This window comes from Acinetobacter sp. ME22 (assembly GCF_022012315.1).
GTDB classification, from domain to species: Bacteria; Pseudomonadota; Gammaproteobacteria; order Pseudomonadales; family Moraxellaceae; genus Acinetobacter; species Acinetobacter brisouii_A.
In genome coordinates, this window is record NZ_JAKLTL010000006.1 from 16,563 (window position 1) to 39,825 (window position 23,263).

18 protein-coding genes and 2 tRNA genes are annotated in these 23,263 nt (G+C 43.4%); 10 read left to right on the top strand and 10 right to left on the bottom strand.

Going from position 1 to position 23,263, the window contains the following annotated elements:
- Positions 1–42: 42 nt before the first annotated feature.
- A complete protein-coding gene (gene hisH, locus LVY74_RS09635; protein WP_237814899.1) occupies positions 43–660 on the bottom strand; it encodes an imidazole glycerol phosphate synthase subunit HisH in 618 nt (205 codons plus the stop codon).
- Positions 660–1,253, bottom strand: a complete 594-nt coding sequence (gene hisB / locus LVY74_RS09640) for an imidazoleglycerol-phosphate dehydratase HisB (RefSeq protein ID WP_004898951.1) — start codon at positions 1,251–1,253, stop codon at positions 660–662. Before hisB ends, hisH begins: the two co-directional genes overlap by 1 nt.
- Before the next feature lie 89 nt (positions 1,254–1,342).
- Here hisB and LVY74_RS09645 point away from each other — a divergent pair, with 89 nt between their 5' ends.
- From LVY74_RS09645 to LVY74_RS09660, 4 genes are all read left to right on the top strand, one after another.
- Positions 1,343–1,744 (top strand): GNAT family N-acetyltransferase, encoded by a 402-nt coding sequence (locus tag LVY74_RS09645; RefSeq protein ID WP_151708443.1) that lies wholly within the window; start codon positions 1,343–1,345, stop codon positions 1,742–1,744.
- Between the two features lie 63 nt (positions 1,745–1,807).
- Positions 1,808–1,883 (top strand) — tRNA-Phe (locus LVY74_RS09650).
- Between the two features lie 128 nt (positions 1,884–2,011).
- Positions 2,012–2,087: transfer RNA gene (locus tag LVY74_RS09655), tRNA-Phe, on the top strand.
- Positions 2,088–2,237: 150 nt separating this feature from the next.
- Positions 2,238–3,584 (top strand): Nramp family divalent metal transporter, encoded by a 1,347-nt coding sequence (locus LVY74_RS09660; RefSeq protein ID WP_237814900.1) that lies wholly within the window; start codon positions 2,238–2,240, stop codon positions 3,582–3,584.
- On the opposite strand, the gene LVY74_RS09665 is transcribed toward LVY74_RS09660, so the two are convergent.
- The 4 genes from LVY74_RS09665 to ompR all read right to left on the bottom strand — a co-directional run bounded on the left by LVY74_RS09665 (position 3,581) and on the right by ompR (position 8,076).
- On the bottom strand, positions 3,581–4,000 hold the full coding sequence (locus LVY74_RS09665) for a GNAT family acetyltransferase (RefSeq protein WP_237814901.1): 420 nt from the start codon (positions 3,998–4,000) through the stop codon (positions 3,581–3,583). The genes LVY74_RS09660 and LVY74_RS09665 overlap by 4 nt on opposite strands.
- Before the next feature lie 129 nt (positions 4,001–4,129).
- Entirely contained in the window at positions 4,130–5,620 is a 1,491-nt protein-coding gene (locus tag LVY74_RS09670) for an acetyl-CoA hydrolase/transferase family protein (RefSeq protein WP_237814902.1), read from the bottom strand.
- A gap of 267 nt (positions 5,621–5,887) precedes the next feature.
- Positions 5,888–7,297, bottom strand: a complete 1,410-nt coding sequence (locus tag LVY74_RS09675; RefSeq protein ID WP_237814903.1) for an ATP-binding protein — start codon at positions 7,295–7,297, stop codon at positions 5,888–5,890.
- 14 nt (positions 7,298–7,311) lie between these two features.
- Positions 7,312–8,076 carry an osmolarity response regulator transcription factor OmpR gene (ompR, locus tag LVY74_RS09680; RefSeq protein WP_111893811.1) on the bottom strand — a complete coding sequence of 255 codons (765 nt, stop codon included), beginning with the start codon at positions 8,074–8,076 and terminating at the stop codon, positions 7,312–7,314.
- Positions 8,077–8,391: 315 nt separating this feature from the next.
- Between ompR and LVY74_RS09685 the strand changes: the two genes are divergently transcribed.
- Complete coding sequence (locus LVY74_RS09685; protein ID WP_237814904.1) at positions 8,392–10,752, top strand: Tex family protein; 2,361 nt, start codon at positions 8,392–8,394, stop codon at positions 10,750–10,752.
- Between the two features lie 38 nt (positions 10,753–10,790).
- Here the strand turns inward: LVY74_RS09685 and LVY74_RS09690 are convergent, their stop codons facing one another.
- From LVY74_RS09690 to LVY74_RS09700, 3 genes are all read right to left on the bottom strand, one after another.
- Positions 10,791–12,140, bottom strand: coding sequence for an anti-phage deoxyguanosine triphosphatase (locus LVY74_RS09690; RefSeq protein WP_237814905.1), 1,350 nt, complete (start codon positions 12,138–12,140; stop codon positions 10,791–10,793).
- 66 nt (positions 12,141–12,206) lie between these two features.
- Positions 12,207–13,094, bottom strand: coding sequence for an SDR family NAD(P)-dependent oxidoreductase (locus LVY74_RS09695; protein WP_237814906.1), 888 nt, complete (start codon positions 13,092–13,094; stop codon positions 12,207–12,209).
- A gap of 275 nt (positions 13,095–13,369) precedes the next feature.
- Entirely contained in the window at positions 13,370–14,647 is a 1,278-nt protein-coding gene (locus LVY74_RS09700) for an O-acetylhomoserine aminocarboxypropyltransferase/cysteine synthase family protein (protein ID WP_237814907.1), read from the bottom strand.
- Between the two features lie 266 nt (positions 14,648–14,913).
- Between LVY74_RS09700 and ettA the strand changes: the two genes are divergently transcribed.
- Complete coding sequence (gene ettA, locus LVY74_RS09705; RefSeq protein WP_237814908.1) at positions 14,914–16,575, top strand: energy-dependent translational throttle protein EttA; 1,662 nt, start codon at positions 14,914–14,916, stop codon at positions 16,573–16,575.
- 40 nt (positions 16,576–16,615) lie between these two features.
- On the opposite strand, the gene LVY74_RS09710 is transcribed toward ettA, so the two are convergent.
- Positions 16,616–16,987 (bottom strand): tetratricopeptide repeat protein, encoded by a 372-nt coding sequence (locus tag LVY74_RS09710; RefSeq protein WP_237814909.1) that lies wholly within the window; start codon positions 16,985–16,987, stop codon positions 16,616–16,618.
- Between the two features lie 144 nt (positions 16,988–17,131).
- On the opposite strand from LVY74_RS09710, the gene LVY74_RS09715 reads away from it, so the two are divergent.
- The 4 genes from LVY74_RS09715 to LVY74_RS09730 are packed head-to-tail and all read left to right on the top strand — an operon-like array spanning position 17,132 to position 23,261.
- Positions 17,132–17,575, top strand: a complete 444-nt coding sequence (locus LVY74_RS09715; protein ID WP_237814910.1) for a cation efflux protein, CzcI-like — start codon at positions 17,132–17,134, stop codon at positions 17,573–17,575.
- Between the two features lie 46 nt (positions 17,576–17,621).
- Positions 17,622–18,941 carry a TolC family protein gene (locus LVY74_RS09720; protein WP_237814911.1) on the top strand — a complete coding sequence of 440 codons (1,320 nt, stop codon included), beginning with the start codon at positions 17,622–17,624 and terminating at the stop codon, positions 18,939–18,941.
- On the top strand, positions 18,941–20,140 hold the full coding sequence (locus LVY74_RS09725; RefSeq protein WP_237814912.1) for an efflux RND transporter periplasmic adaptor subunit: 1,200 nt from the start codon (positions 18,941–18,943) through the stop codon (positions 20,138–20,140). The genes LVY74_RS09720 and LVY74_RS09725 overlap by 1 nt, the downstream gene beginning before the upstream one ends.
- Positions 20,130–23,261: an efflux RND transporter permease subunit gene (locus LVY74_RS09730; RefSeq protein WP_237814913.1), complete on the top strand. Its 3,132-nt coding sequence runs from the start codon at positions 20,130–20,132 to the stop codon at positions 23,259–23,261. The genes LVY74_RS09725 and LVY74_RS09730 overlap by 11 nt, the downstream gene beginning before the upstream one ends.
- Positions 23,262–23,263: the final 2 nt, after the last annotated feature.

The window sequence follows — 23,263 nt, forward strand, 5'->3', positions numbered from 1 at the left end:
GACCTAGATACTATAGGTCGATTTATTCACTTCTGGAAAGAATTAAATATCCCATTCCACAAAGTTTTTGAGCAGTTGCAAGCCTGCGGTATGACTCTTTTCAGGGTGGAACTGTGTCGCAAATAGATTTTCTTTCAAGATTGCAGTACAGAACTCAAGTCCGTAGTCACATGTTGCAGCAACGACACTGGAATCTTTCGGTTCAACATAATAGCTATGAACAAAGTAGAAGCGGGCATCTTGTGCGATGTCTTTCCACATTGGATGGCTTGGGTCATGTTGATGGACTTGGTTCCAACCCATATGTGGGACTTTTAAACCTTCAATTTTTGGAAAGTGTTTCACCACACCTTCAAAAATACCGAGTGCTTCACTACCGCCATTTTCTTCCGAGCTTTCAAGCAACGCCTGCATGCCAACACAAATTGCGAGTACAGGTTTGTTGAAAGCAGCATTGCGAATTACGTCATCAATGCCAGCTTCACGCATCCCCTGAATACAGTCACGCATAGCGCCAACACCAGGGAATACGATTTTATCAGCTTGAGCAATCAGTTTAGGATCATTGGTCACATCAACCGTTGCACCGACATATTCTAGGGCTTTTGCCGCAGAGTGAAGATTGCCCATGCCATAGTCAAGTAAAGCGATACGGGTCATTACAAGCTCCCTTTGGTTGACGCGATACTGTCAGCAGCACGCGGATCAACTTCACACGCCATACGTAAAGCACGCGCAAACGCTTTAAACACGCTTTCAATTTGGTGGTGGCTATTTTTACCTTTGAGATTATCAATATGTAGCGTCATCAGTGCGTGATTGACAAAACCTTGGAAAAACTCGGAGAATAAATCGACATCGAATGTACCAATACGTGCGCGGGTAAATGGAATATCCATAAACAAGCCAGGACGGCCAGAAATATCCACAACAACGCGTGATAAAGATTCATCGAGAGGTGCGTAGAAATGTCCGTAGCGGCGAATGCCTTTTTTGCTACCAAGCGCTTGAGCAAAAGCCTGACCGAGTGTGATGCCACAATCTTCAACAGTATGGTGATCGTCAATTTCCAGATCGCCGTCGCAATGGATGTCGATGTCGAACAGACCATGTCGCTTGATTTGATCAATCATATGGTCTAAAAAGGGAACACCAGTATTTAATGTGCCTTGACCCGTACCATCGAGGTTAACCCGAACTCGAATTTTGGTTTCGTTGGTATTTCTGACCACTTCACTGATACGTTGCGTCATAGACACATTCCTCAAAAACGTCAAATTTTGCGATAAAAATAGCTGTGCGATTGAACACAGCATATTAATTTGCTCAGGAGGGTTAATCAATGCCTATTACCGTACATGCTTATACTTCTCTTCCAAATGAAGATATACGCAATCAGCTTGAGCGTTTATATGACACCAGCCCTGAATTTAGCGATGGGCAAGATGCAATTGATCAACTTGAACACAATCTCACTCAGTATACCTTACTTTACACTGCAGAATTTAATAGCCGTATTATTGGTGCAATTTGGTGTCGTGGAACAGGTGAAGAACGGACTTTAGAATATATCGTTGTTCACCCAGCCAATCGTGGACGTGGGGTTGCTGAACGTTTGGTGGCTGAAGCGTGTCGTATGGAAAAAGATAAACAAGCGCTACGTTTTATTCCGGGTTGTGGCGCAATACACCGCTGTTTAGTTCATTTGGGACAGTTATCTGTGGCAACGACGCCACAACAATAAAATGAAAAAAAATGATTTAATACTTGACGTTTTTAGAATTAAGTTGTTTAATACGCCCACATTGGCGCGATAGCTCAGTCGGTAGAGCAACGGATTGAAAATCCGTGTGTCCCCAGTTCGATCCTGGGTCCCGCCACCATAATTTGTGTTTTCAATCCCTGATTCCTAAATCAGGGATTTTTTTTGCTTAAAGCTTAGCCAAATAGTATTAAAAACAAAATTTTACGTTGACACAGTGCTGAAGTTCAGGCTTAATACTTTGCATTCGGCGCGATAGCTCAGTCGGTAGAGCAACGGATTGAAAATCCGTGTGTCCCCAGTTCGATCCTGGGTCCCGCCACCATATTCAAAAAGCCTCAAACTTAAGTTTGGGGCTTTTTTTATGTTTGTTATTTTCTATTTTGTTTTATGATGCAAGAACCACAAAGATAAAAATATGTAAACAATAATCATTTTCAAATAGAATAAAGGATTATTGTTGTTGAGCATGGATATGCCAGAGAACATCAAAAAAAGTTTAGATGAATTACATGCAAGTGTTTCGGTTCCTGAGGTGCATGCAGGATTTTTTAAAAAATTATGGGCATTTTCTGGGCCAGGTGTACTTATTGCTGTTGGGTATATCGACCCTGGAAATTGGGTTACTGCGATTCAAGGTGGGGCACTTTACGGATATTTGCTGCTGTTTGTGATTTTACTATCCAGTTTGATTGCCATGCTATTGCAAGCTTTATGCGGCAAGTTAGGTATTGTCACAGGTATGGATCTCGCGCAAGCGACACGTGCGTGGGTTGGTTCAAAATATGCTTGGATACTGTGGTTGTTTGCTGAACTTGCCATTATGGCAACCGATTTGGCTGAAGTGATTGGGACAGCAATTGCCTTTCATTTATTGTTTGGAGTTTCATTATTTTGGGGAGTGGTGTTGACTCTGTTAGATACATGGCTGCTTTTTGTATTGTTATCAAAAGGAATCCGAAAGCTTGAAGCAGTCGTTTTTGTATTAATCCTGACGGTTTTTGCAATCTTTGCTTATGAGGTCGTACTTGCTGAACCGAATATGAGCAGTATTGTGCAGGGCTTCTTACCCAGTCCAGCGATTTTGACCGCAAAGCTTGAAGGGCATGATTCTGCACTGTTAATTGCTTTAGGAATCGTTGGGGCAACAGTCATGCCGCATAACCTGTATTTACATTCAGCTTTGGTTCAGTCACGTAATTATGTGCGCTCAGATCGGCAGCATTTACGTGAGGCAATTCGTTTTGCGACATGGGATTCCAATTTACAATTAAGCTTTTCTTTTATCATTAACTGTTTACTGTTGGTTTTAGGCGCAGCATTGTTTTTTGGGCATAGTTTACCAAATACAGGTCATTTTTCTGCACTGTATGCCTCTTTACAAGATAAAAATATCGTCGGGTCAATTGCCAGTGAAACATTAGCAATTCTGTTTGCAATAGCTTTACTTGCTTCAGGGCAGAACTCAACGATTACAGGAACATTGACTGGACAAGTGGTGATGCAGGGCTTTTTGCAACTGAAAATTCCTGCATGGGTACAGCGTGGGATGACACGTAGTATTGCGATCCTACCTGTATTGCTGTGCTTGTATATTTGGGGGGATCGTGAGAGTGCTTTAGAAAATCTGCTGGTTTATTCTCAGGTATTTTTAAGTTTAGCTTTGCCGATGTCGATGATTCCTTTAATTTATCTGACTTCAAGTTCAAAAGTGATGGGAGAATTTGTAAATTCAAAGTTCACCAAAGTGCTGGTGATATTATCTGCAGCACTTTTAATCGGGTTAAATTTATTGTTGATTATAGAATTTATGTTTTCCTAATCCTGAATCAGGCGTTTACCCAAACAAACGGTTTCAACTTCCTCGTAACCGAGCTGATCATAGAACTGACTGACCGCAAGATTTTCCTGCCGCACCAGCAACTGAACTTTGGGACAACCTAAAGCAGTCAGGCGATTTTCCATCTGTTGCATGAGTGCCGTAGCAACACCTAAGCGCTGATAATGTGGATGTACAGCTAAATAATGAATCCAGCCACGATGTCCGTCATAGCCTCCCATAATTGAGGCTATCAAACGCTGATCTTTTTCTGCAACTAAGAATAAACCATCTTTCTGCTGTAGTTTACGAAAGGCATCAATTTCTGGATTATTCCATGGGCGGGTCAGATTGCACATTTCCCAAAGTGAAACGAGGTCTTCAATATCTTGATCTTTAACTTGGCGAATGACGAACATAATTTTTATATCATTAGAATGGTTCTAATTAAAATAATCAAAAAATTCGGGTTGTGTAAGGTGTTTTAGACAAAAGAAAAGAGGCATGTAACAACATGCCTCTTTTTGAAGATTCAGCCTAAAACTGAATTAAGGCAGCATTTTGCCTTTTTCTTCAAAGTTGGTGTGCCACTCAACTGCTTCTTTAAGTAGGTGAGGGGTATGACCACCTTTTGCACAAGCACGGTCAAAGTAGTCATTCAACGCAGCTTGGTAGTCAGGGTGTACACAGTTGTCGATAATCACGCGTGCGCGTTCACGAGGTGCAAGACCACGAAGGTCAGCAAGACCTTGTTCAGTCACTAAAATATCAGTGTCGTGTTCTGTGTGGTCAACGTGGCTCACCATTGGAACAACAGAAGAAATGTCACCGCCTTTAGCAATTGATTTGGTGACGAAAATTGCAAGGTGTGCATTACGTGCGAAGTCACCAGAACCACCGATACCATTCATCATTTTGGTGCCGCCAACGTGTGTTGAGTTCACGTTACCGTAAATGTCAAACTCAAGTGCAGTGTTGATTCCGATAATACCTAAACGACGTACTAATTCTGGATGGTTAGAAATTTCTTGTGGACGAAGTACAAATTTGTCTTTGTATGCTGCAAGGTTGCCAAATACACGCTCACCACATTTTGGAGAAAGTGTCATTGAACAGCCTGAAGCAAATTTCATTTTACCAGCATCAATCAACTCGAAAGTACAGTCTTGTAGTACTTCTGAGTACATGACAAGGTCTTCAAAGCTCGAGTGTTTAAAACCAGTCAATACAGCATTGGCAATTGAACCAATCCCTGCTTGTAGTGGCCCTAAGTTTTTAGGTAAACGACCTTCAGCCACTTCTTTTTCAAAGAAGTCGATCAAGTGGTTAGCAATTGCTTGAGTTTCTTCGTCTGGATCAGTCACGTTTGATGGTGAATCTGGAAGATCGTTAAATACGATACCCACAACTTTTGCTGGATCAAACTTGATGCCTTTTGTACCAATGCGTTCTTCAACATGCGTTAAAGGCACTGGACCACGATTTGGACGTGATTCAGGAATATAAACGTCATGTGCACCTTCAAATTCAGTGCTGACAGAGGTATTGATTTCGATGATGAGTTTGTCAGCAAATTCAACAAAGCTTGCAGAGTTACCTACAGACGTTGTTGGAATGATGAAGTTGTCTTCTGAAATAGCAACCGCTTCAATGACCGCGATATCTGGGCGTTTTAAAGTCAGGTTACGCATTTGTTCAACAGTTTCAGACAAATGCTGGTCAATAAACATCACTTGACCATTATTGATCGCTTTACGAAGTGTATTGTCCACTTGGAATGGCATACGACGTGCTAAAGCACCAACTTCTGTGAGTTGTTTGTCTAAATCATTACCTAAGCTTGCGCCTGTAATTAAAGATATTTTTAAAGGATTTGTTTTTGCGCGCTCAACCAAAGCCAAAGGTACTGCTTTTGCTTCACCAGCACGAGTAAAACCGCTCATCCCTATTGTCATACCGTCTTGAATTAATTCTGCTGCTTGCTCGGCTGAAATGACTTTGTCATGTAATGAAGCTAAGCGAATACGATCTAATGACATGTTCTACTCTCAAAAAAATGGATTTTTAAGTTATGCAGAGGCGATTCTACCCTTTGAATCACGAATTTTCATGCTTGTTAGGCTAAGGTCTAATTTTTAAAATAAATATAAATATCAAGAAAATAAATGATTTTTAAGGTGTTGAAAATCATCAATAAATAAAAAAGAAATCAAACGTTTGTCTAATAATTTTTTGATGAAAAAACAAACATATTATTTCGATTTTGTAATGTCTTTTACCCAGTGTTCAAAAAGGGGCTTGAACTTTTATGAATTTTCAGATTTAGGTAGAGGGAGTGAAATAATCGCTTCAAAGCCACCTTCAGCACGATTGCGTAGAGTAAGTTCGCCTTGGTGAATATCCACAATTCGTTTCACAATTGCGAGTCCTAAGCCACTGCCTTGAATCGTGCGGGCGCTATTGCCGCGTACAAAAGGCTGCATCAGGTCATCAATTTGATCTTCAGGAATACCTTCACCATGATCGGCTACACAAATTTTGATGCTCTCAGCATCAGAACTTGCAGACAGTTCAATAGGTTCAGCACCATAGCGTTTGGAATTGTTAATCAGGTTGCCAATCAAGCGTTTTAGTGACAGGCTGCGAGCAGGAATAATCGGAAGAGGCTCTGGTGTGAAGCGAATATCAAGAGGCTTAAATTGCACAACTAATTCTTGCAGTAATGTATTGATATTGGTATCTGAGAGTTCTTCATCAGATCCATCGCGCATATAAGAAATGAACTGATTTAAAATCGCATCCATATCTTCAACATCGTAAATTAGCCCATCCCGTAAAAATTCATCGGGGAGCATTTCAGCGGTCAGACGAATACGGGTCAGCGGTGTGCGTAAATCATGTGAAATTCCTGCAAGCATAATACGGCGGTCTTTTTCGATTTGCTCAAGCGTGTAAATCATATGATTAAAGGCTTGGTTGACTTCGCGAATTTCAAGAGGTCCATGATTGGTTGCCAAGAAAGGTGCTTTGCCTGTTTTACTGTAGCTATTGGCTGCATTTTGCAAGCGTTTGAGTGGTCGGTTTAGCTGACGCACTAAAGTCAAAATGATCACCGTAGAGAAAATTGGGACACCCAAGAACCAAACTAAAATCAGTTCTAAGCTGTAGTTGGCATAGTTTTTTAGCGGTTCACGAACCCAAGCACCATGCATACTTGGCGTTTGTACCCAAATACTCGGGGTTGGCTTGAATTTAAAGAAGACAGTGACATCTTGAGGATTGGCACTGATTTGTTCAGCTAGACTTTTTTCAATACGATCTGTGAAAAAGTCAGCGATGGGCTTGTCAACAATTGCAGGGAATTTACGCTTATCGGTAATAAACTCCACGCCCAAGCGTTTATTGAGCCATGTATCAACAGGAATTTCCTGTCCATTGTGTAAGATTTTAAAATTTGGGTTATGAATAATTTCAGATTCAATTGCCAAATAACCCGCATGCTGTTGAAGCTCGGGTAAATAGAGTGTGCGCCAGAAAAACCACAATGACATAAACAGGCTAAAACACACTACAAAGGTGACAAGCACTGTGGTGCGTAATGCTGCTGAGCGTGGTTTAAATTTATCTAAAAAACGCTCAAGTCGTGTACGAGGTTTTGCATAATAACCCGAAGAATCAATCACGATATCCTTCGGGTCAATTGGTTCAAGCTTCACTCAATCTTGCTCTTTTATTCAGCGCCATCTGGAACAAAGACATAACCGACACCCCAAACCGTTTGAATATAACGTGCACGGGCAGGATTATCTTCAACGAGGCGGCGTAAACGTGAAACCTGTACGTCAATCGAACGTTCCATCGCACCCCATTCACGACCACGGGCAAGGTTCATCAACTTGTCACGGGTGAGGGGTTCACGTGGGTGCTGTACCAAGGCTTTAAGAACGGCAAATTCACCTGTAGTTAAGGTCACGACTTGACCTTCACGGGTCAAAGTACGCGTCGATAAATCAAGTGACCAAGGGCCAAAACTCACAACTTCCATATGTTGGCTTGGTGCGCCTGGAACTTCGCGGACTTGGCGACGCAAAATCGCGCGAATACGTGCAAGCAGCTCATTTGGATTAAATGGTTTTGGCAAGTAATCGTCTGCGCCAGCATCTAGACCAGAAATACGGTCAGCATCGCTGCCACGCGCAGTCAGCATAATGATTGGCGTATCGATATTCGATTGGCGTAAACGGCGGCAGATGCTTAAACCATCTTCCACAGGTAACATGAAATCGAGCACGATCAGTGAAAACAACTCACGTTGTAACAGGCGATCCATCTGAGTGGCATCGTGGGCAGTTTTAACGACAAAGCCTTTGTCTTCTAAAAAACGTTGCAATAAAGTACGAAGGCGAACGTCATCATCTACCACTAAAATTCGTTCGACGCGATCAGTGTCGTGAAGTGCGACATCTTTATTGTCAGCAGGTACCACTAAACTCATGAAGTGCTCCCTTGATTATCATTTATATAATAGTCGATGCTTTGAGTATAATGCTTTCATATTACTTATGGCTATGTATTAATTTGCTCAAATTAACAAATATATACAGTCGCCTACGATATTTTACCTAATTTTTATTCAATTGATTTTATTCAGCTCTTTTTCTAAAAAGCAAGTGACAGCAACAACGGAAAAACCAAGAAACAACTGAATGATGATGATAATTTTAGTTTTTCGGCATAATTTCTGTAGATTTTACGAGCATGGTCTTTATAATCACTGCTTTTAGTTCTATTCCTTATGGGATCAAACACGATGACTGACCTCGTTCAGCAGTTGGCAAGCGAGCTTGCCGTACGTCCGAACCAAGTAGAAGCTGCGATTCGCTTAATTGATGAAGGCGCAAGTGTTCCGTTTATTGCCCGCTACCGTAAAGAAGTCACCCAAGGCTTAGACGATACACAACTGCGTCAGCTCGATACGCGCTTGAGTTATTTGCGTGATCTCTATGAGCGCCGTGAGAAAGTAATTCAATCATTACAAGAACAAAACAAGCTGAATGATGATTTATTGGCACGCGTCAATGCGGCAGAAACCAAGAATGCGCTTGAAGAAATCTATGCGCCATACCGCCCAAAACGTACTAGCAAATCGTTCAAAGCACGAGAAGCAGGTTTAGGTGATGCAGCAGAGAAAATTCTGACAGAACAGCTTGAGCCAGTGGCTGCAGTTGCAGGTTTTGAACATGCGGGCTACCCAGATGTTGATAGTCAGCTCGATGCGATCCAGCACATTATTATTGATGACTGGGCGCAAAATATCGCACTGACCACAGAATTAAAAGCGCTATTTGCAAAAACTGCCATTTTAAAAAGTGCAGTAGCTTCTGATGAGAAAAAAGAAGTTGGCAAAAAGTTCCGCGACTACTTCGAATTTTCCGAAAATCTCAACAAAGTCCCATCGCATCGTTTATTGGCGATGTTGCGTGGTCGCCAGGAAAATGTCTTGGGCTTAAAGGTTGATGGTGAAGATGATGCAGCGATTGCACGTATCGAAACCGAATACAATCTAGATCAAATCCAGCCACAAGCGCGCCAGGATTTCTTAAAGCAAACTGCAAAACTGTTCTGGTTAGGTAAAGTACGTCCGCAAATCGAGCATTCTTTACTGACTGAAAAACGTTTGGCTGCTGAAGCTGAAGCAATGAACGTATTTGCTGAAAACTTACGTCATTTATTGTTGTCTGCACCAGCAGGGACACGTTGTACACTGGGTGTTGACCCAGGTATTCGTACAGGCGTGAAATTGGCGGTTGTGAACCAGTCGGGCGATGTGGTTGCACACAGCACGATTTACCCATTTGCACCCAAAGAAGATAAAGCAGGTTCAATTGCTGAGTTAGCGCGTCTTTGCCGTGAGCATCAGGTTGAATTGATTGCGATTGGTAACGGCACAGCAAGCCGTGAAACTGAAGCAGTGGTTGCTGAAATGATGGCGCAAAATACCGATCTTCAATTGACCCGTATTACGGTCAGCGAAGCTGGTGCATCAGTCTATTCAGCAAGTGAGCTTGCATCTCAAGAATTACCAGAACTTGATGTTTCAATTCGTGGTGCAGTGTCGATTGCACGTCGTTTACAAGATCCATTGGCTGAGCTTGTAAAAATTGATCCAAAATCCATTGGTGTCGGTCAGTACCAACACGATGTCAACCAAACAGGTTTGGCAAAAACGCTAGATGCCGTGGTTGAAGACTGTGTGAACGCGGTGGGTGTGGATGTGAATACCGCATCGGCAGCAATTTTGGGTTATATCGCGGGTCTAAACAAAGCGATTGCTCAGCAAATTGTGGACTATCGTAAAGAAAATGGTCGTTTCGATACGCGTCAAGGCTTGAAAAAAGTGCCTCGTTTAGGTGAGCGTACCTTTGAACAAGCGGCTGGTTTCTTACGTATTCAGGACGGTGCTGAACCATTAGATGCTTCTGCTGTTCACCCTGAAAGTTATGGTTTGGTTGAAAAAATCGTCGCAGCCAAAGCAACGACAGTGAAAGATATGATCGGCAATACTGAAATTATCCGTCAGGTCGATGCCGATCAGTTTGTCGATGAGCAGTTTGGTTTGCCGACCATTAAAGATGTTTTGGCTGAACTTGAAAAACCAGGTCGTGACCCACGTCCAGAATTCCGTACAGCGAAGTTCCGTGAAGACATCACTGAAGTGGCACAGTTGACTGAGGGCATGGAGCTTGAAGGTGTTGTGACCAATGTCACGAACTTCGGTGCTTTCGTGGATATCGGTGTGCATCAGGATGGTTTGGTTCACATTTCTGAATTGGCGAATGAATTTGTTTCTGATCCGCATAAAGTGGTGAAACCAGGTCAAATCGTCAAAGTGCGTGTGATTCAGGTTGATGCAGAGCGTCATCGTGTGAATTTGAGTATGCGTCCAGAAGGTTCTCAAGCACCTGCGAAACCACAGCGTCAACCACGCCGTGAGCAGTCTGCTGATCAGGCGGATCGTAAACCAAAACGTCCACAACAGCCTCGTAAAGAGCAGGGCGATCGTCCACAGCGTCAAGCTGGTCAGAAACCACAAAGCAATAAACCACAAGAACAGAAAATTGGTGGTTTAGGTGCGCTGTTGCTACAAGCAGGGATTAAAGGTTCAAAATAATTTGAACTGATGAAACCTCCCTTCGGGGAGGTTTTTTATTAAAGTCTGTCAAAAACTGAGCCTACACTTGGAATACATAACTTTTGGTAGGTTTTATTAGCATATTCATCTGTCATTCCAGAGATATAATCACAAATAATACGATCTGGATTTTTATCTTGTTCATAATGATCATAAATATTTTTAGGCAACAACCGCTTAGGGTTGGCTTTTAAGATTTCAAATAATTCAAGAATTAATTTTTGTCCTTTATATTCTAATAGTTGTACTTCAGGAGACTGGATTACGACTTCATAAACAAAATCTTTTAATAATTGTAGTGCTTTTATCAAGTTTGATGGGTGCACAGCTTGAAGTTTTAACAAGGGGTGAGAAAATTCAGTTCTTTCAATTATATTTATGCTATGAATGAATAGCCTTACTAATTTACTAATTGCGTGCTTACGAGAATTCTTATCCTTTTTAAATAGTAATTGAGAGAGTTCTTTACATGAAGAAACATTTAAGATATTTAATGATTTTTGATCACAATCAATTAAATTTTCTAACTGGTATAGAACCTTATCATTCCATAAATCTTCAGTAATGAGTTTTAGTGCAATAGCATCTTCTAGATCGTGTATGCCATATGCAATATCATCTGCTAATTCCATGATTGATGTATCAAAGGCTTTATATTTTGTTTTGTAATGTTTTTCTTCATTATTATGGATTACTTGCTGAAAGAGTTGTTGATCATTTTGATTAAAAGAGGACAGAATCCAATTTAATTCTTCTGTTTCAGATGAGAGAATGCATTTGGGTGGTTTAAATGCATCTAAATTTAGAGTAGAGGAACCATTGATAGTTAGAGATGGTATATTTTTATTAATAACATTCTCATAAGTAGCAGGATATTTAAGTAGTCCTAACATTGTTCGTCTAGTTAAATCTAGCCCATAACGTGGGTCAAATTCCCCCAGTTTTGTGACAATTCTGAGAGTTTGCCCATTACCTTCAAAACCTCCTTGAGACTGCATACAGTAATTTAGAGCTATCTCACCTCCATGCCCAAATGCAGGATGACCTATGTCGTGAGCTAAACAAATTGCTTCTATTAAATTCTGTTCAGGAATCCATTCTTTAATTTCTGCATTTAGAGTTGTCTCTTGTTTTAATGATTCACATATGCCTGAGCCTATTTGTGCTACTTCTAAAGAATGGGTGAGGCGTGTCCTATAAAAATCACTATCGCCTAATCCTAGAACTTGAGTTTTTGATTGTAAGCGTCTGAATGATGCACTATGTATGATGTGTGCTCTGTCTCGTGAATATGCGGAGCTAAAATTTTTATTGTTATTAGATAATGACTGACTTTCATGCCATGCTATATCAGTTGGTTTATACATATAAAAATTCCAATCTTTCAATTGATTAATATGAAAAGACCGCCTATTAGGCGGTCATCTAAGTAATTACCAGTGCTCACCAGGGAACAAACGTGCATACGTGCGTTGTACCCAATTCAATTTTTCCTGTTCGCCGACAGAAGCGCTGGAGCTAGGGAATAGGTTAAAGCCAATTGACATTAACTTGTTATTGATTTCAGGCGCAACTGCATAAGTGATTGAAGATAAATAGCCCAAGTGAGTGGCAATTTTCTTCGGTCTTTTCACAATCGCATAGGCCACCAAATCTGCTGCCTGCTCAGGTGAAAGCGTTGGGACATATTTATAAATTTTAGTCGGTGCAATCATTGGCGTGCGTACCAAAGGCATATACACCGTGGTAATCGAAATTTTATGCGAGTGTACTTCGGCAGATAAACAACGGCTAAATGCATCGAGAGCCGCTTTAGATGCCACATAAGCAGAAAAGCGAGTCGCGTTGGCAAGCACACCAATTGAACTGATGTTAATAATTTGCCCATTCTTACGTTTAATCATGTGCGGCAAAATATTCAACACCAAGCGTACAGCACCAAAGTAGTTGAGCTGCATGGTACGTTCAAAGTCATGGAAACGATCAAGTGATTCGTGTACGGCACGGCGAATAGAGCGTCCTGCATTATTAATCAAAATATCAATATGATCGACATCGGCTAAAATCTGCTTAGATACGGCATCAATCGCGTCCATTTCATTGAGATCGCAAGGATAAACAGAGGCTTTGCCACCTGCTTGTTCAATTTCCGCTTTAACTTCTAAAAGTTTTTCTTCTGTTCTCGCAATTAAAAGTACATGTGCGCCTGCACTTGCTAGTCTTTTAGCGACAGTCATGCCAATGCCACTTGAAGCACCTGTGACTAATGCAATTTTGTCATGCACCTTATCTTGGAATAGTTTTTCAAGTTTCTTATTCACGTGTTTAGCCTGCCTCGATTCAATCTAAAGGAAATAGAGTATGTAATTATTCTATGGGATATTGATGGCTTTCTTGAAAGAAAAAACGTCAAGATTGCTAAAAAAGCATACAACCAATATTGAGAGGAAATCTAGAGATAAGTGTATGAATTTATAAATAATAAATAGAGTAAATACTCTATTTATTATGTGGGTTAGATGATTAAAACATGAAATTGCCCAACGGTCTAGCACAGGTCAGAGAGATGCACTAAAAGCAGGCAATTTCATTTGAATTAAACAGCATTTAACGCTTGTGCAAGGTCTGCAATCAAGTCATCAATATGCTCAATTCCGATGGATAAACGCACCATGTCGACACTGACTCCAGCGGCTTTCAGTTCATCAGGATTGAGTTGGCGGTGTGTGGTCGTAGCAGGATGGCAGGCTAAACTTTTGGCATCGCCAATATTTACAAGGCGCGTAAATAGTTGCAGGGCATCAATAAAGCGTGTGCCACCCGCCAAGCCATCTTGTACGCCAAAAGATAAAATTGCAGAAGGTTTACCTTGTACGTATTTTTTTGCTAAAGCATGCTGTGGATGCTCAGGCAGACCTGCGTAGTTGACCCATTTAACTTTTGGATGTTGTTGCAGGTGTTCAGCAATTCGCTGTGCATTTTCAGTGTGGCGTTGCATGCGTAAGGATAAGGTTTCCAAACCTTGTAAAATCAGAAAAGCATTAAATGGGCTAATTGCCGCACCTGTGTTGCGTAAAGGAACAACGCGCGCCCGTGCAATATATGCCGCTTCGCCCAAGGCTTCGACATAGTTGACACCGTGGTAGCTTGGATCTGGGGTATTTAACGATTTAAAGCGTTCAGGATATTGTCCCCACGGAAATTTACCACTGTCGACAATAATTCCACCAATGCTGTTGCCATGTCCGCCAATATATTTTGTCAGTGAGTGGACAATAATATCGGCACCAAATTCAAATGACTTTTGTAAAATCGGTGTGGCGACGGTGTTATCGACCACCACAGGAATACCATGTGCATGCGCAATCTCGGCAATTTTTTCCAAATCAATAATATTGCCTAGCGGATTACCAATCGATTCAACAAATACCAGTTTGGTTTTTTCATCAATGAGCGATGCAAGTTGATCAGGCTGTTGATCATCAAAGAAACGAACTTCGATACCTTGCTTCGGCAGGGTGTGGGCAAACAGGTTGTATGTGCCACCATATAACGTCGAAACCGATGCAATATTGTCACCTGCTTCAGTGATGGTCTGAATGGCATACGTAATCGCTGCCATCCCTGATGCTAACGCCAGTGCCCCAATCCCACCTTCGAGCGCAGCAATACGTTGTTCCAACACGGCTGTAGTCGGATTCATGATGCGGGTATAAATATTACCCTGAACTTTTAGATCAAATAAGTCTGCGCCATGTTGAGTATTATCAAATGCATACGAGGTGGTTTGGTAAATCGGAACAGCCACCGCTTTGGTGCTGGCTTCAGGGTGATAACCTGCATGAATAGCAAGGGTTTCGTCTTTCAGGCTCATGTTGTTGTATTGTCCTATGTATTTATATTCATTGAGTTTAAGGATTTTAAAGAGACTGCTCTATAAGCTTTTATGCGTTACTTATCTTAAATTTTGCAATCAATTGCTTCCCGTAACAGTATAGCTCAAAGCATTTACAATGAATTGTCACAAACTGCTGCCATGATCTAGGCGATAGTCTTATGTTTTTGCCTGATTCATCGTATAATGCGAGCAATTTTTGTCGCGGTTTGCGATGTGTTGCTTTTTCAATTGAGGAGTCCTAAGTGGCCCAATATATTTATACGATGAACCGAGTGTCGAAGATGGTTCCGCCTAAGCGCGAAATCCTCAAAGACATCTCTTTATCATTCTTTCCGGGTGCCAAAATTGGTGTACTCGGTCTTAACGGTGCAGGTAAATCGACCCTACTCCGAATTATGGCGGGCGTAGACAAAGATTTCTCAGGTGAAGCACGCGCACAACCAGGAATTAAAATTGGCTATCTAGAACAAGAACCACCACTAGACCCAAATAAAGATGTGCGTGGTAACGTTGAAGATGGCGTACGTGAAGCCCTCGATGCACTAGAACGCCTAGATCAAGTATTTGCTGAATATGCAGAACCTGATGCAGACTTTGATGCCTTAGCCAAAGAGCAAGAAAAACTGGAAGGCATTATCCACGCTTGGGATGCACATAACCTCAACAACCAGCTTGAAATCGCTGCGGATGCATTGAACCTTCCTGCATGGGATGCCGATGTTAGCCTGCTTTCAGGTGGTGAGCGCCGTCGTGTTGCGCTTTGCCGTTTGTTATTGTCTAAGCCTGACATGTTGCTTCTTGACGAACCAACCAACCACTTGGATGCTGAATCGGTTTCTTGGTTGGAACGCTTCTTAAAAGATTTCCCTGGCACCATCGTGGCGATTACGCATGACCGTTATTTCCTAGATAACGTGGCCGAGTGGATCTTGGAGCTTGACCGTGGACACGGTATTCCTTACCAAGGTAACTACTCTTCTTGGCTTGAACAGAAAAATGCCCGTTTAGAGCAGGAAAATAAACAAGAAGAATCTTTTGCTAAAGCATTGAAAAAAGAACTTGAATGGGTTCGTTCAAATGCTAAAGGTCAGCAAAAGAAAAACAAAGCGCGTATGGAGCGTTTTGAAGAGCTGAACTCTCGCGAATTCCAGCAACGTAACGAAACTTCTGAAATCTACATTCCACCTGGCCCACGTCTAGGCAACAAGGTTGTAGAAGTTGAAGGGATCAGCAAATCGTTTGATGGTCGCTTACTGTATGAAAATCTGTCTTTCACAGTGCCACCAACAGCGATTGTGGGTATCGTGGGTCCAAACGGTGCGGGTAAAACCACACTATTCCGTATGATGACAGGTGAACAACAACCTGACACAGGTACGGTGACTTTGGGTGATTCGGTGAAAGTGGCGTATGTGGGTCAGATTCGTGACACACTGGACGACAACAAAACTGTTTGGGAAGAAGTGTCTGGTGGTTTAGACATCTTGAAAGTTGGCGATTACGAGATTGCTTCTCGTGCTTATATCGGTCGTTTTAACTTCAAAGGTCAAGATCAGCAAAAACGCGTGGGTGAATTGTCAGGGGGTGAGCGTAACCGTTTACAACTTGCAAAAATCTTGCAGCAAGGCGCGAATGTCATCTTACTGGATGAACCATCGAACGACTTGGACGTAGAAACTTTACGTGCGCTTGAAGACGCGATTTTGGTGTTCCCAGGAACAGTGATGGTGGTATCGCATGACCGTTGGTTCTTAGACCGTATTGCGACGCACATCTTGTCATTTGAAGATGAACAGCCAGAATTCTACACAGGTAACTATACCGAATTTGAAGCTTACCGCCGTTCTAAGTTAGGTGATGATGCTCAGCCACACCGTAAAAAATACAAAAAAATTAGCGGTTAATTGTCGCTCACTTAAAAAACCAGCTTTCGAGCTGGTTTTTTTATGAAAAATAGCTTTGCTGAAACTGATGATCCAATACTTGTTGTGCGGCTAAATGACCATGACTCGCAGCAAGTTCCAACCACCTTTTGGCTTGAGTAATATTTGGCTTTAAACCGAGTTGCCCATGTAAATAGCAGAGTGCCAGTTGATACTGTGCTTCAGGATAGCCACGACTTGCGGCACTTAAATAATTCCAAAGAGCATTGCGTTGATAATTGTATTCTAGTGTCTGCTCAGGATGTTGTTGGAGTAAGTCCTGATAATGCTGTGCTTCCAGAAACTCATCCATGGCTTCTGTACTTTGAATCGGTAGCTGATCATCTGATACAAGTAAATGAAACTTATCAAATAAGTTATGAATCTTAAACATTTTCTATCCTCCGTTGATATGAATGTTGATGGTTTTTTTATTGTTATATTTCTCCTGATGTGCTGCTTTTATCTTCAATATAGCGCTGAGTTTCTGTCTTGAATAGCACTGCTGATTTAAAATTTTTCAAATTGCGTTCAGCGCATGATTTGGTTAGACTCGGCACGATTGGTGCTGTTGTTCATGGAAATCATGTCACGTTTAACGGTTTGGGTCATGCTACTGGCTGGTTTGTTTACATTTCAAAGTGTTTGGAATGTGGCTGCGGCATTTTGCACCCATGAAAACCAAGCTGTGATCCAGCAAACCCTGACAGAACACTTTGGACATCACCAACTGGCATCAGAGCATCGCACAGAGCATGCGAAGCTGTTGACTGCGATACAAGATTCGCCTGATGTTCAAGATCATAGTGACCATTTACCCTCATTTTCACCTGTGATGACCGTGGCACAAGCGCATATGCTTGTTCCGCATCATATTTCTACGCAAGTACTGCGGCATTATGACTGGAACAATTTATACCAGTCGCCTGACTTGTTTGCCGCCAATCCACCGCCTGTTTTTGCCCCGCTATTGGTGGGGTAGCCGAAAAATCGCCCACCGTAATCTTTTTTAATTACGGGGCAAAACCATGTCTTTTTCTTTTTTCCATGCATCCGCATGGCGTTGCAGCATGCTATTTGGCATTTGTAGTCTGGCAACTTCTGTGGGTTATGCCGCAGAGCAACCGCTGACTTTTCAGCAAGTTCTGACTCAAGTTGAGCAATATCAGGCGCAGCAAGGGCTGTGGCAGGCACGTGAAAACATTGCCAATGCACAGCAGCAACAGAGCCGTTTGTGGGAAAATCCAAGTCTTTCAGTACAGCAAACGGGTTTTGGTTCAGGTGAAGATCGTGAACTTGAAATCAATCTATCGCAAAAACTCGATCTGTTTGGTGAGCGCCGTGCAGCTCAGCAGTTGGCAAAACTGGAGCTGAGCCAAGTCCAACTTGATCGACACCTTTATCGGGCACAGTTGCAACTGGCACTCAAATATCGCTGGGTGCAACTCGCAGTGTTGCAACAAGAGCAGCAACTGACTCGGGCACAACTGAACAGCAGTCAGGCATTACTCGATGCCACCCGTCTGCGCTATCGGGCGGGGAGTATTTCCCTGCTCGATGTAGATCGTGGTTTGATGGCGCACATCGACAATCAACTGCGAGATCAACAGCTACAGCAAAGTGTCCAAATTGCCAAACGCCAGTTGGCACATTTATGGGGTGAAAACAGCAACGCTGCCTTTGATCTGAAACTTGAAAATCCACTCAGCAGTACAGAAGCTGCCATTGAGCAGCATCAACAGAACAACCTGATGAATCGTAGTTTGCAATTGCAAAGTCAGCAACAGCAAGCACAGCGTCAGCATTTACGTGCTCAAGCTCGCCCCAATCCAACTCTGTTGGTGGGCATGGTGCGTACTCAAAGTGCCAATCAAAATAATACCGAGCAACAATTACGTGTCGGTGTGGAAATTCCACTGACGCTATTCAATCGGCAGCAATATGCCCAGCAGATGGCACAGAGTAAAGCCGATTATTTAGATCGTACTCAGCAGCGTTATCAGCAAGATACACAGCGTTTACTTGAAACAGCATTGTTGGAGTTACGCAATTTAAATCAGCAATTGAGCTTGGTCAAAGATCAACAAATTCCATTGTCGGAGGGCATTTTACAAAAAACCTTGCAAGGTTTTCAGGCAGGTAAATATGCCATGAGCGATGTGCAGCAGGCGAATTTGCAATTGCAGCAACAGCGATTGCAACAGGCACAACTTTTTAAAACAGTCTGGCAAAAAGCACTGGATGCCGAGAGCTTGGCTTTGGGTGTCGAGCCGAGTGTGGTGGGTGCAGAAGATGCTATTGCCCAGATTCAACTGCGTTTTTCCGCTAACCTTGCAGGAGCACAATAATGTCAAATTCAATACAAAAATCGCAATGGCTTTGGGTGGTGGCAATCATCCTCCTGACTGTGGTGTTGGCGGCGGGGTTATTACTCAGCAATCAAAAAGAGACCCACGCTGAAAGTGAAACTGAGCATAGCGAGCAAAAAGCAGCAGGGCATGCTGATGAGCCTGAGGGTGTAGAATTTAACGCGGCACAAATTCAACAGCAGGGCATTCAACTGGCACAAGTCGCCTATGGTGAGGTCAAGCAAAGTGTCAGTTATCCTGCGACGTTGTTGGTGAATACTGATCAGCAGGCGCATGTATCGCCAAGTTTTGCGGGGCGTGTGGAACAGGTCAATGTCGAACTGGGTCAGCAGGTGAAACGCGGGCAGGCATTAGCGACGTTGTTTGTGCCTGATGTAGTTGATCAGCAGGCTAGCTTAAGCATCGCGCAGCAAAATTTGCAGCTTGCCGAGCAGGATTATCAGCGTGAACGTCAACTTTGGCAGCAGGGAATTTCTGCCAAGCAGGATTATCAGCGCGCCTATAGTGCCTACCGCCAAGCACAAATTACGGTGCAGGCAGCACATTCGCGTTTGAGTGCATATGGGGTGAATGCTAACAGTCAGGGGCGTTATGTATTGTATGCTCCGATTTCTGGGGTGATCAGCAATAAAGACTTGGTGGTCGGGGAAAATGTGCAGCTCAGTGATCAGCTATTTACTATTGATCAACTGGGGCAATTGTGGCTCGAATTTGTCTTGCCAAGTTCAGCGCAGAACCTGCAACCTGAGCAAAAAATCCAGTTTAAGTCCTTACAAACAGGCAAGATTTTCCAAGCACAGATTCAGAGTTTAACGGTCGAAGCAGATAAATCTTCGGGGCGCTTAAAAGTCCGCGCCAAAGTGCTGGAGGCTTCGAGCGAATTACGTCCCAACCTGATGGTCAATGTTTTGTTCGATGCCGAACAGCCGAAACAGGTGCTACGGATTGCTAAAACCGCCGTGCAACAGCTTGAAGGCAAACATGTGGTTTTTGTGGCAAAAGCCGAAAAGGATAAAACCCATTTTCAGCCTGCTGAGGTTCAGTTGGGTGCATATTCGAGTGATGGTCAATGGGTCGAAATTGTGTCGGGACTCAAAGCTGAGCAACGTTATGTTTCGGCAGGCAGTTTTGTGCTGAAGTCGGAAATGGAAAAAGGCGAGGCTGAGCATGGACACTAAATTGCCACAGCCTGAAGGCTGGTTTGACCGAATCATTCAGTTCGCCATTCAAAATGCCCTGTGGGTGATGCTATTTACCTGTGCTTGGATTGGTGTTGGAGTGTACAGCTATCAGAAACTCTCAATTGATGCCGTGCCTGACATTACCAATGTACAGGTGCAGATTAACTCGCAAGCCAATGGATTCACTGCACTAGAAGTCGAGCAGCGAATTACTTATCCGATTGAAACTGCGATGGCGGGCATGGCACATTTGCAGCAGACCCGTTCCATTTCCCGTTATGGGTTGTCGCAAGTCACGATTATTTTTGAAGATGGCACGGATATTTACTGGGCACGGCAACTGATTAGCCAGCAACTTCAACAAGCCAAAGCTGAGTTACCTGAGGGCATTGAACCGCAACTTTCACCGATCTCAACAGGGCTAGGCGAGATTTACCAATGGGTGATTAAGGCTGAACCGAACGCCAAAAAGCCAGATGGACAAGCCTATACTGCAATGGATTTACGCGAGATTCAGGACTGGATTGTGCGTCCGCAGTTGCAGCGGGTGCAAGGTGTGGCGGAAATCAACAGTATTGGCGGTTATAACAAAACCTATGTAGTTGCCCCTGATTTAAAACGTCTGCAACAACTGCAAATTCCACTGAGTGATTTACACAATGCACTGCGCGATAACAATGAAAACCGCGGTGCAGGATTTATTGAGGACAATGGACAGCAGCTCACGGTGCGTGTCCCAGGCGTACTGAATTCACTACAGGATATTGAAAATATCAGTGTTGCCAACAAAAATGGTTTGCCGATCCGTGTGGTAGATGTCGCACGAGTTTTCATCGGGCATGACTTGCGTACAGGTGGTGCGACATATAATGGTCAGGAAACCGTGCTGGGCATCGCCATGATGATGATGGGTGAAAATAGCCGTACTGTTGCCCAAGCGGTACATGCCAAAATGCAGCAGATTCAAAACAGCCTGCCCAAAGGTGTGGTGATTGAAACGGTGTATGACCGAACTTCACTGGTGGATAAAGCCATCAAAACCGTGGCGAAAAACCTGATTGAAGGTGCGGTGCTGGTCATCGTGATTCTGTTTGTTTTCTTGGGAAATTTCAGGGCTGCGCTGATTACCGCCTGTATTATTCCACTGGCAATGCTGTTTACCCTGACAGGCATGGCTAAGCAACAGATCAGCGCCAACCTGATGAGTTTGGGGGCACTGGACTTCGGCATCATTATCGATGGCGCGGTGGTGATCGTGGAAAACTGTATTCGGCGTTTGGCAGAAGCTCAGCACCGAACAGGCAGATTGTTAACCCGTAGCGAGCGATTTCGCGAAGTGTTTTTAGCGGCAAAACAAGCGCGCCGTCCGCTGATTTTTGGGCAAGCCATTATTATGGTGGTGTATTTGCCGATTTTTGCCCTGTCAGGCGTGGAAGCTAAAATGTTCCACCCGATGGCATTTACCGTGGTGATTGCCTTGGTCGGGGCGATGATTTTGTCAGTGACCTTTGTACCTGCGGCAGTGGCGTTATGGGTGACGGGTAAAGTGCAGGAAAAACCAAGCCGCTGGATGCTGACTCTGCAACAAAGCTATGCCCATATTTTAGATCGTGCTTATCAATATCGAATCGTGGTGTTAACCGCAGCACTCAGTTTATTGCTGCTGACAGGGGTACTCGCGACTCGAGTCGGCAGTGAGTTTGCACCGACCTTGAGTGAGGGCGACTTTGCAGTGCAGTTGATGCGTGCACCGAGTACAGGCATTGAACAGTCACTGAAAATGCAAGAACAAGCCGAGCAGCAACTGTTGCAAAAATTCCCTGAAATTAAAGCCATCTTTGCCCGTACAGGCACAGCCGAAGTGGCTACCGATGTCATGCCACCCAATATTTCGGATGGGGTGATCTTACTCAAACCGCGTGAACAGTGGTCAAATCCAAATGAAAGCATCGATCAACTCCGTGAGCGCATGCTGAAATTTGTCGGCACTTTAGCAGGCAATAACAGCGAATTTTCCCAACCAATTGAACTGCGCTTTAATGAGCTGATTTCAGGGATTCGCAGTGATGTCGGTGTAAAAATCTTTGGTGATGACATGACTGTACTGAATCAGGAAGCTGAAAAAATTGCCCAAAAACTGCGAGGAATTTCAGGTGCAAGCGAAGTCAAAGTGGAGCAAACCTCGGGTTTACCTGTGCTGAATGTCGCGATAGATTCAGCATTGGCTGCGCAATATGGCTTGTCGGTTAAATCAGTTCAAGACTTGGTCGCGAGCAGTGTTGGTGGGCAAAATGTCGGGCAGATTTTACAAGGTGATCGACGTTTTGATTTCGTGGTGCGCTTGCCTGAGGAATCACGTAACGCTCAGCAATTGGCTCACCTGCCGATTCAGTTGCCAAATGGTGGGTTGATTCAACTGCAAGATATTGCCAAAGTCGAGCAGGTCTTGGGTTTGAGTCAGGTCAGCCGTGAACAGGGTAAACGCCGTGTGGTGGTGACTGCGAATGTACGGGATCGTGACCTAGGTTCATTTGTGGCAGAGATGCAGCAAACCTTACAGCAACAGCCATTACCGACAGGTTACTGGCTCGGTTTTGGTGGGCAGTTTGAAAATCTGGCTTCGGCAAAAGCCCGTATGCAGATCGTTATTCCTTTGGCTTTGCTGATGATTTTTGCCTTGCTCATGGCGGTTTTTTCTAATGTTAAGGATAGCCTGTTGGTGTTTAGCGGTGTGCCATTTGCCTTGTCGGGTGGTGTAGTTGCGCTGTGGCTGCGTGATATTCCCTTGTCAATGTCAGCAGGCATTGGATTCATTGCACTTTCAGGTGTTGCAGTTCTTAATGGTTTGGTGATGCTGAGTTTTATCAAGGAATTGCGTGAAAACTATGCGGTGCACCGTGCCACATGGCAGGGAGCAGTTTTGCGTTTAAGACCTGTGTTGATGACCGCCTGTGTCGCATCTTTAGGTTTTATTCCGATGGCGCTTGCGACAGGCACAGGTGCAGAAGTGCAACGACCTCTGGCGACTGTGGTGATTGGTGGGATTCTGTCTTCAACACTGCTGACTTTGTTGTTATTGCCTGTGATTTACCGTTGGCTGAATGAGAAATCTAGCTAAGT

Bases quoted from the DNA above. Each gene is read 5' to 3' on its own strand.
- LVY74_RS09720 (WP_237814911.1), top strand. From the start codon at position 17,622: ATGTCTTTTTCTTTTTTCCATGCATCCGCATGGCGTTGCAGCATGCTA.
- LVY74_RS09730 (WP_237814913.1), top strand. From the start codon at position 20,130: ATGGACACTAAATTGCCACAGCCTGAAGGCTGGTTTGACCGAATCATT.
- LVY74_RS09660 (WP_237814900.1), top strand. From the start codon at position 2,238: ATGCCAGAGAACATCAAAAAAAGTTTAGATGAATTACATGCAAGTGTT.
- LVY74_RS09685 (WP_237814904.1), top strand. From the start codon at position 8,392: ATGACTGACCTCGTTCAGCAGTTGGCAAGCGAGCTTGCCGTACGTCCG.
- LVY74_RS09645 (WP_151708443.1), top strand. From the start codon at position 1,343: ATGCCTATTACCGTACATGCTTATACTTCTCTTCCAAATGAAGATATA.
- LVY74_RS09715 (WP_237814910.1), top strand. From the start codon at position 17,132: ATGATTTGGTTAGACTCGGCACGATTGGTGCTGTTGTTCATGGAAATC.
- LVY74_RS09670 (WP_237814902.1), bottom strand. From the start codon at position 5,620: ATGTCATTAGATCGTATTCGCTTAGCTTCATTACATGACAAAGTCATT.
- LVY74_RS09690 (WP_237814905.1), bottom strand. From the start codon at position 12,140: ATGTATAAACCAACTGATATAGCATGGCATGAAAGTCAGTCATTATCT.
- hisB (WP_004898951.1), bottom strand. From the start codon at position 1,253: ATGACGCAACGTATCAGTGAAGTGGTCAGAAATACCAACGAAACCAAA.
- hisH (WP_237814899.1), bottom strand. From the start codon at position 660: ATGACCCGTATCGCTTTACTTGACTATGGCATGGGCAATCTTCACTCT.
- LVY74_RS09665 (WP_237814901.1), bottom strand. From the start codon at position 4,000: ATGTTCGTCATTCGCCAAGTTAAAGATCAAGATATTGAAGACCTCGTT.
- LVY74_RS09700 (WP_237814907.1), bottom strand. From the start codon at position 14,647: ATGAGCCTGAAAGACGAAACCCTTGCTATTCATGCAGGTTATCACCCT.
- ompR (WP_111893811.1), bottom strand. From the start codon at position 8,076: ATGAGTTTAGTGGTACCTGCTGACAATAAAGATGTCGCACTTCACGAC.
- LVY74_RS09725 (WP_237814912.1), top strand. From the start codon at position 18,941: ATGTCAAATTCAATACAAAAATCGCAATGGCTTTGGGTGGTGGCAATC.
- LVY74_RS09710 (WP_237814909.1), bottom strand. From the start codon at position 16,987: ATGTTTAAGATTCATAACTTATTTGATAAGTTTCATTTACTTGTATCA.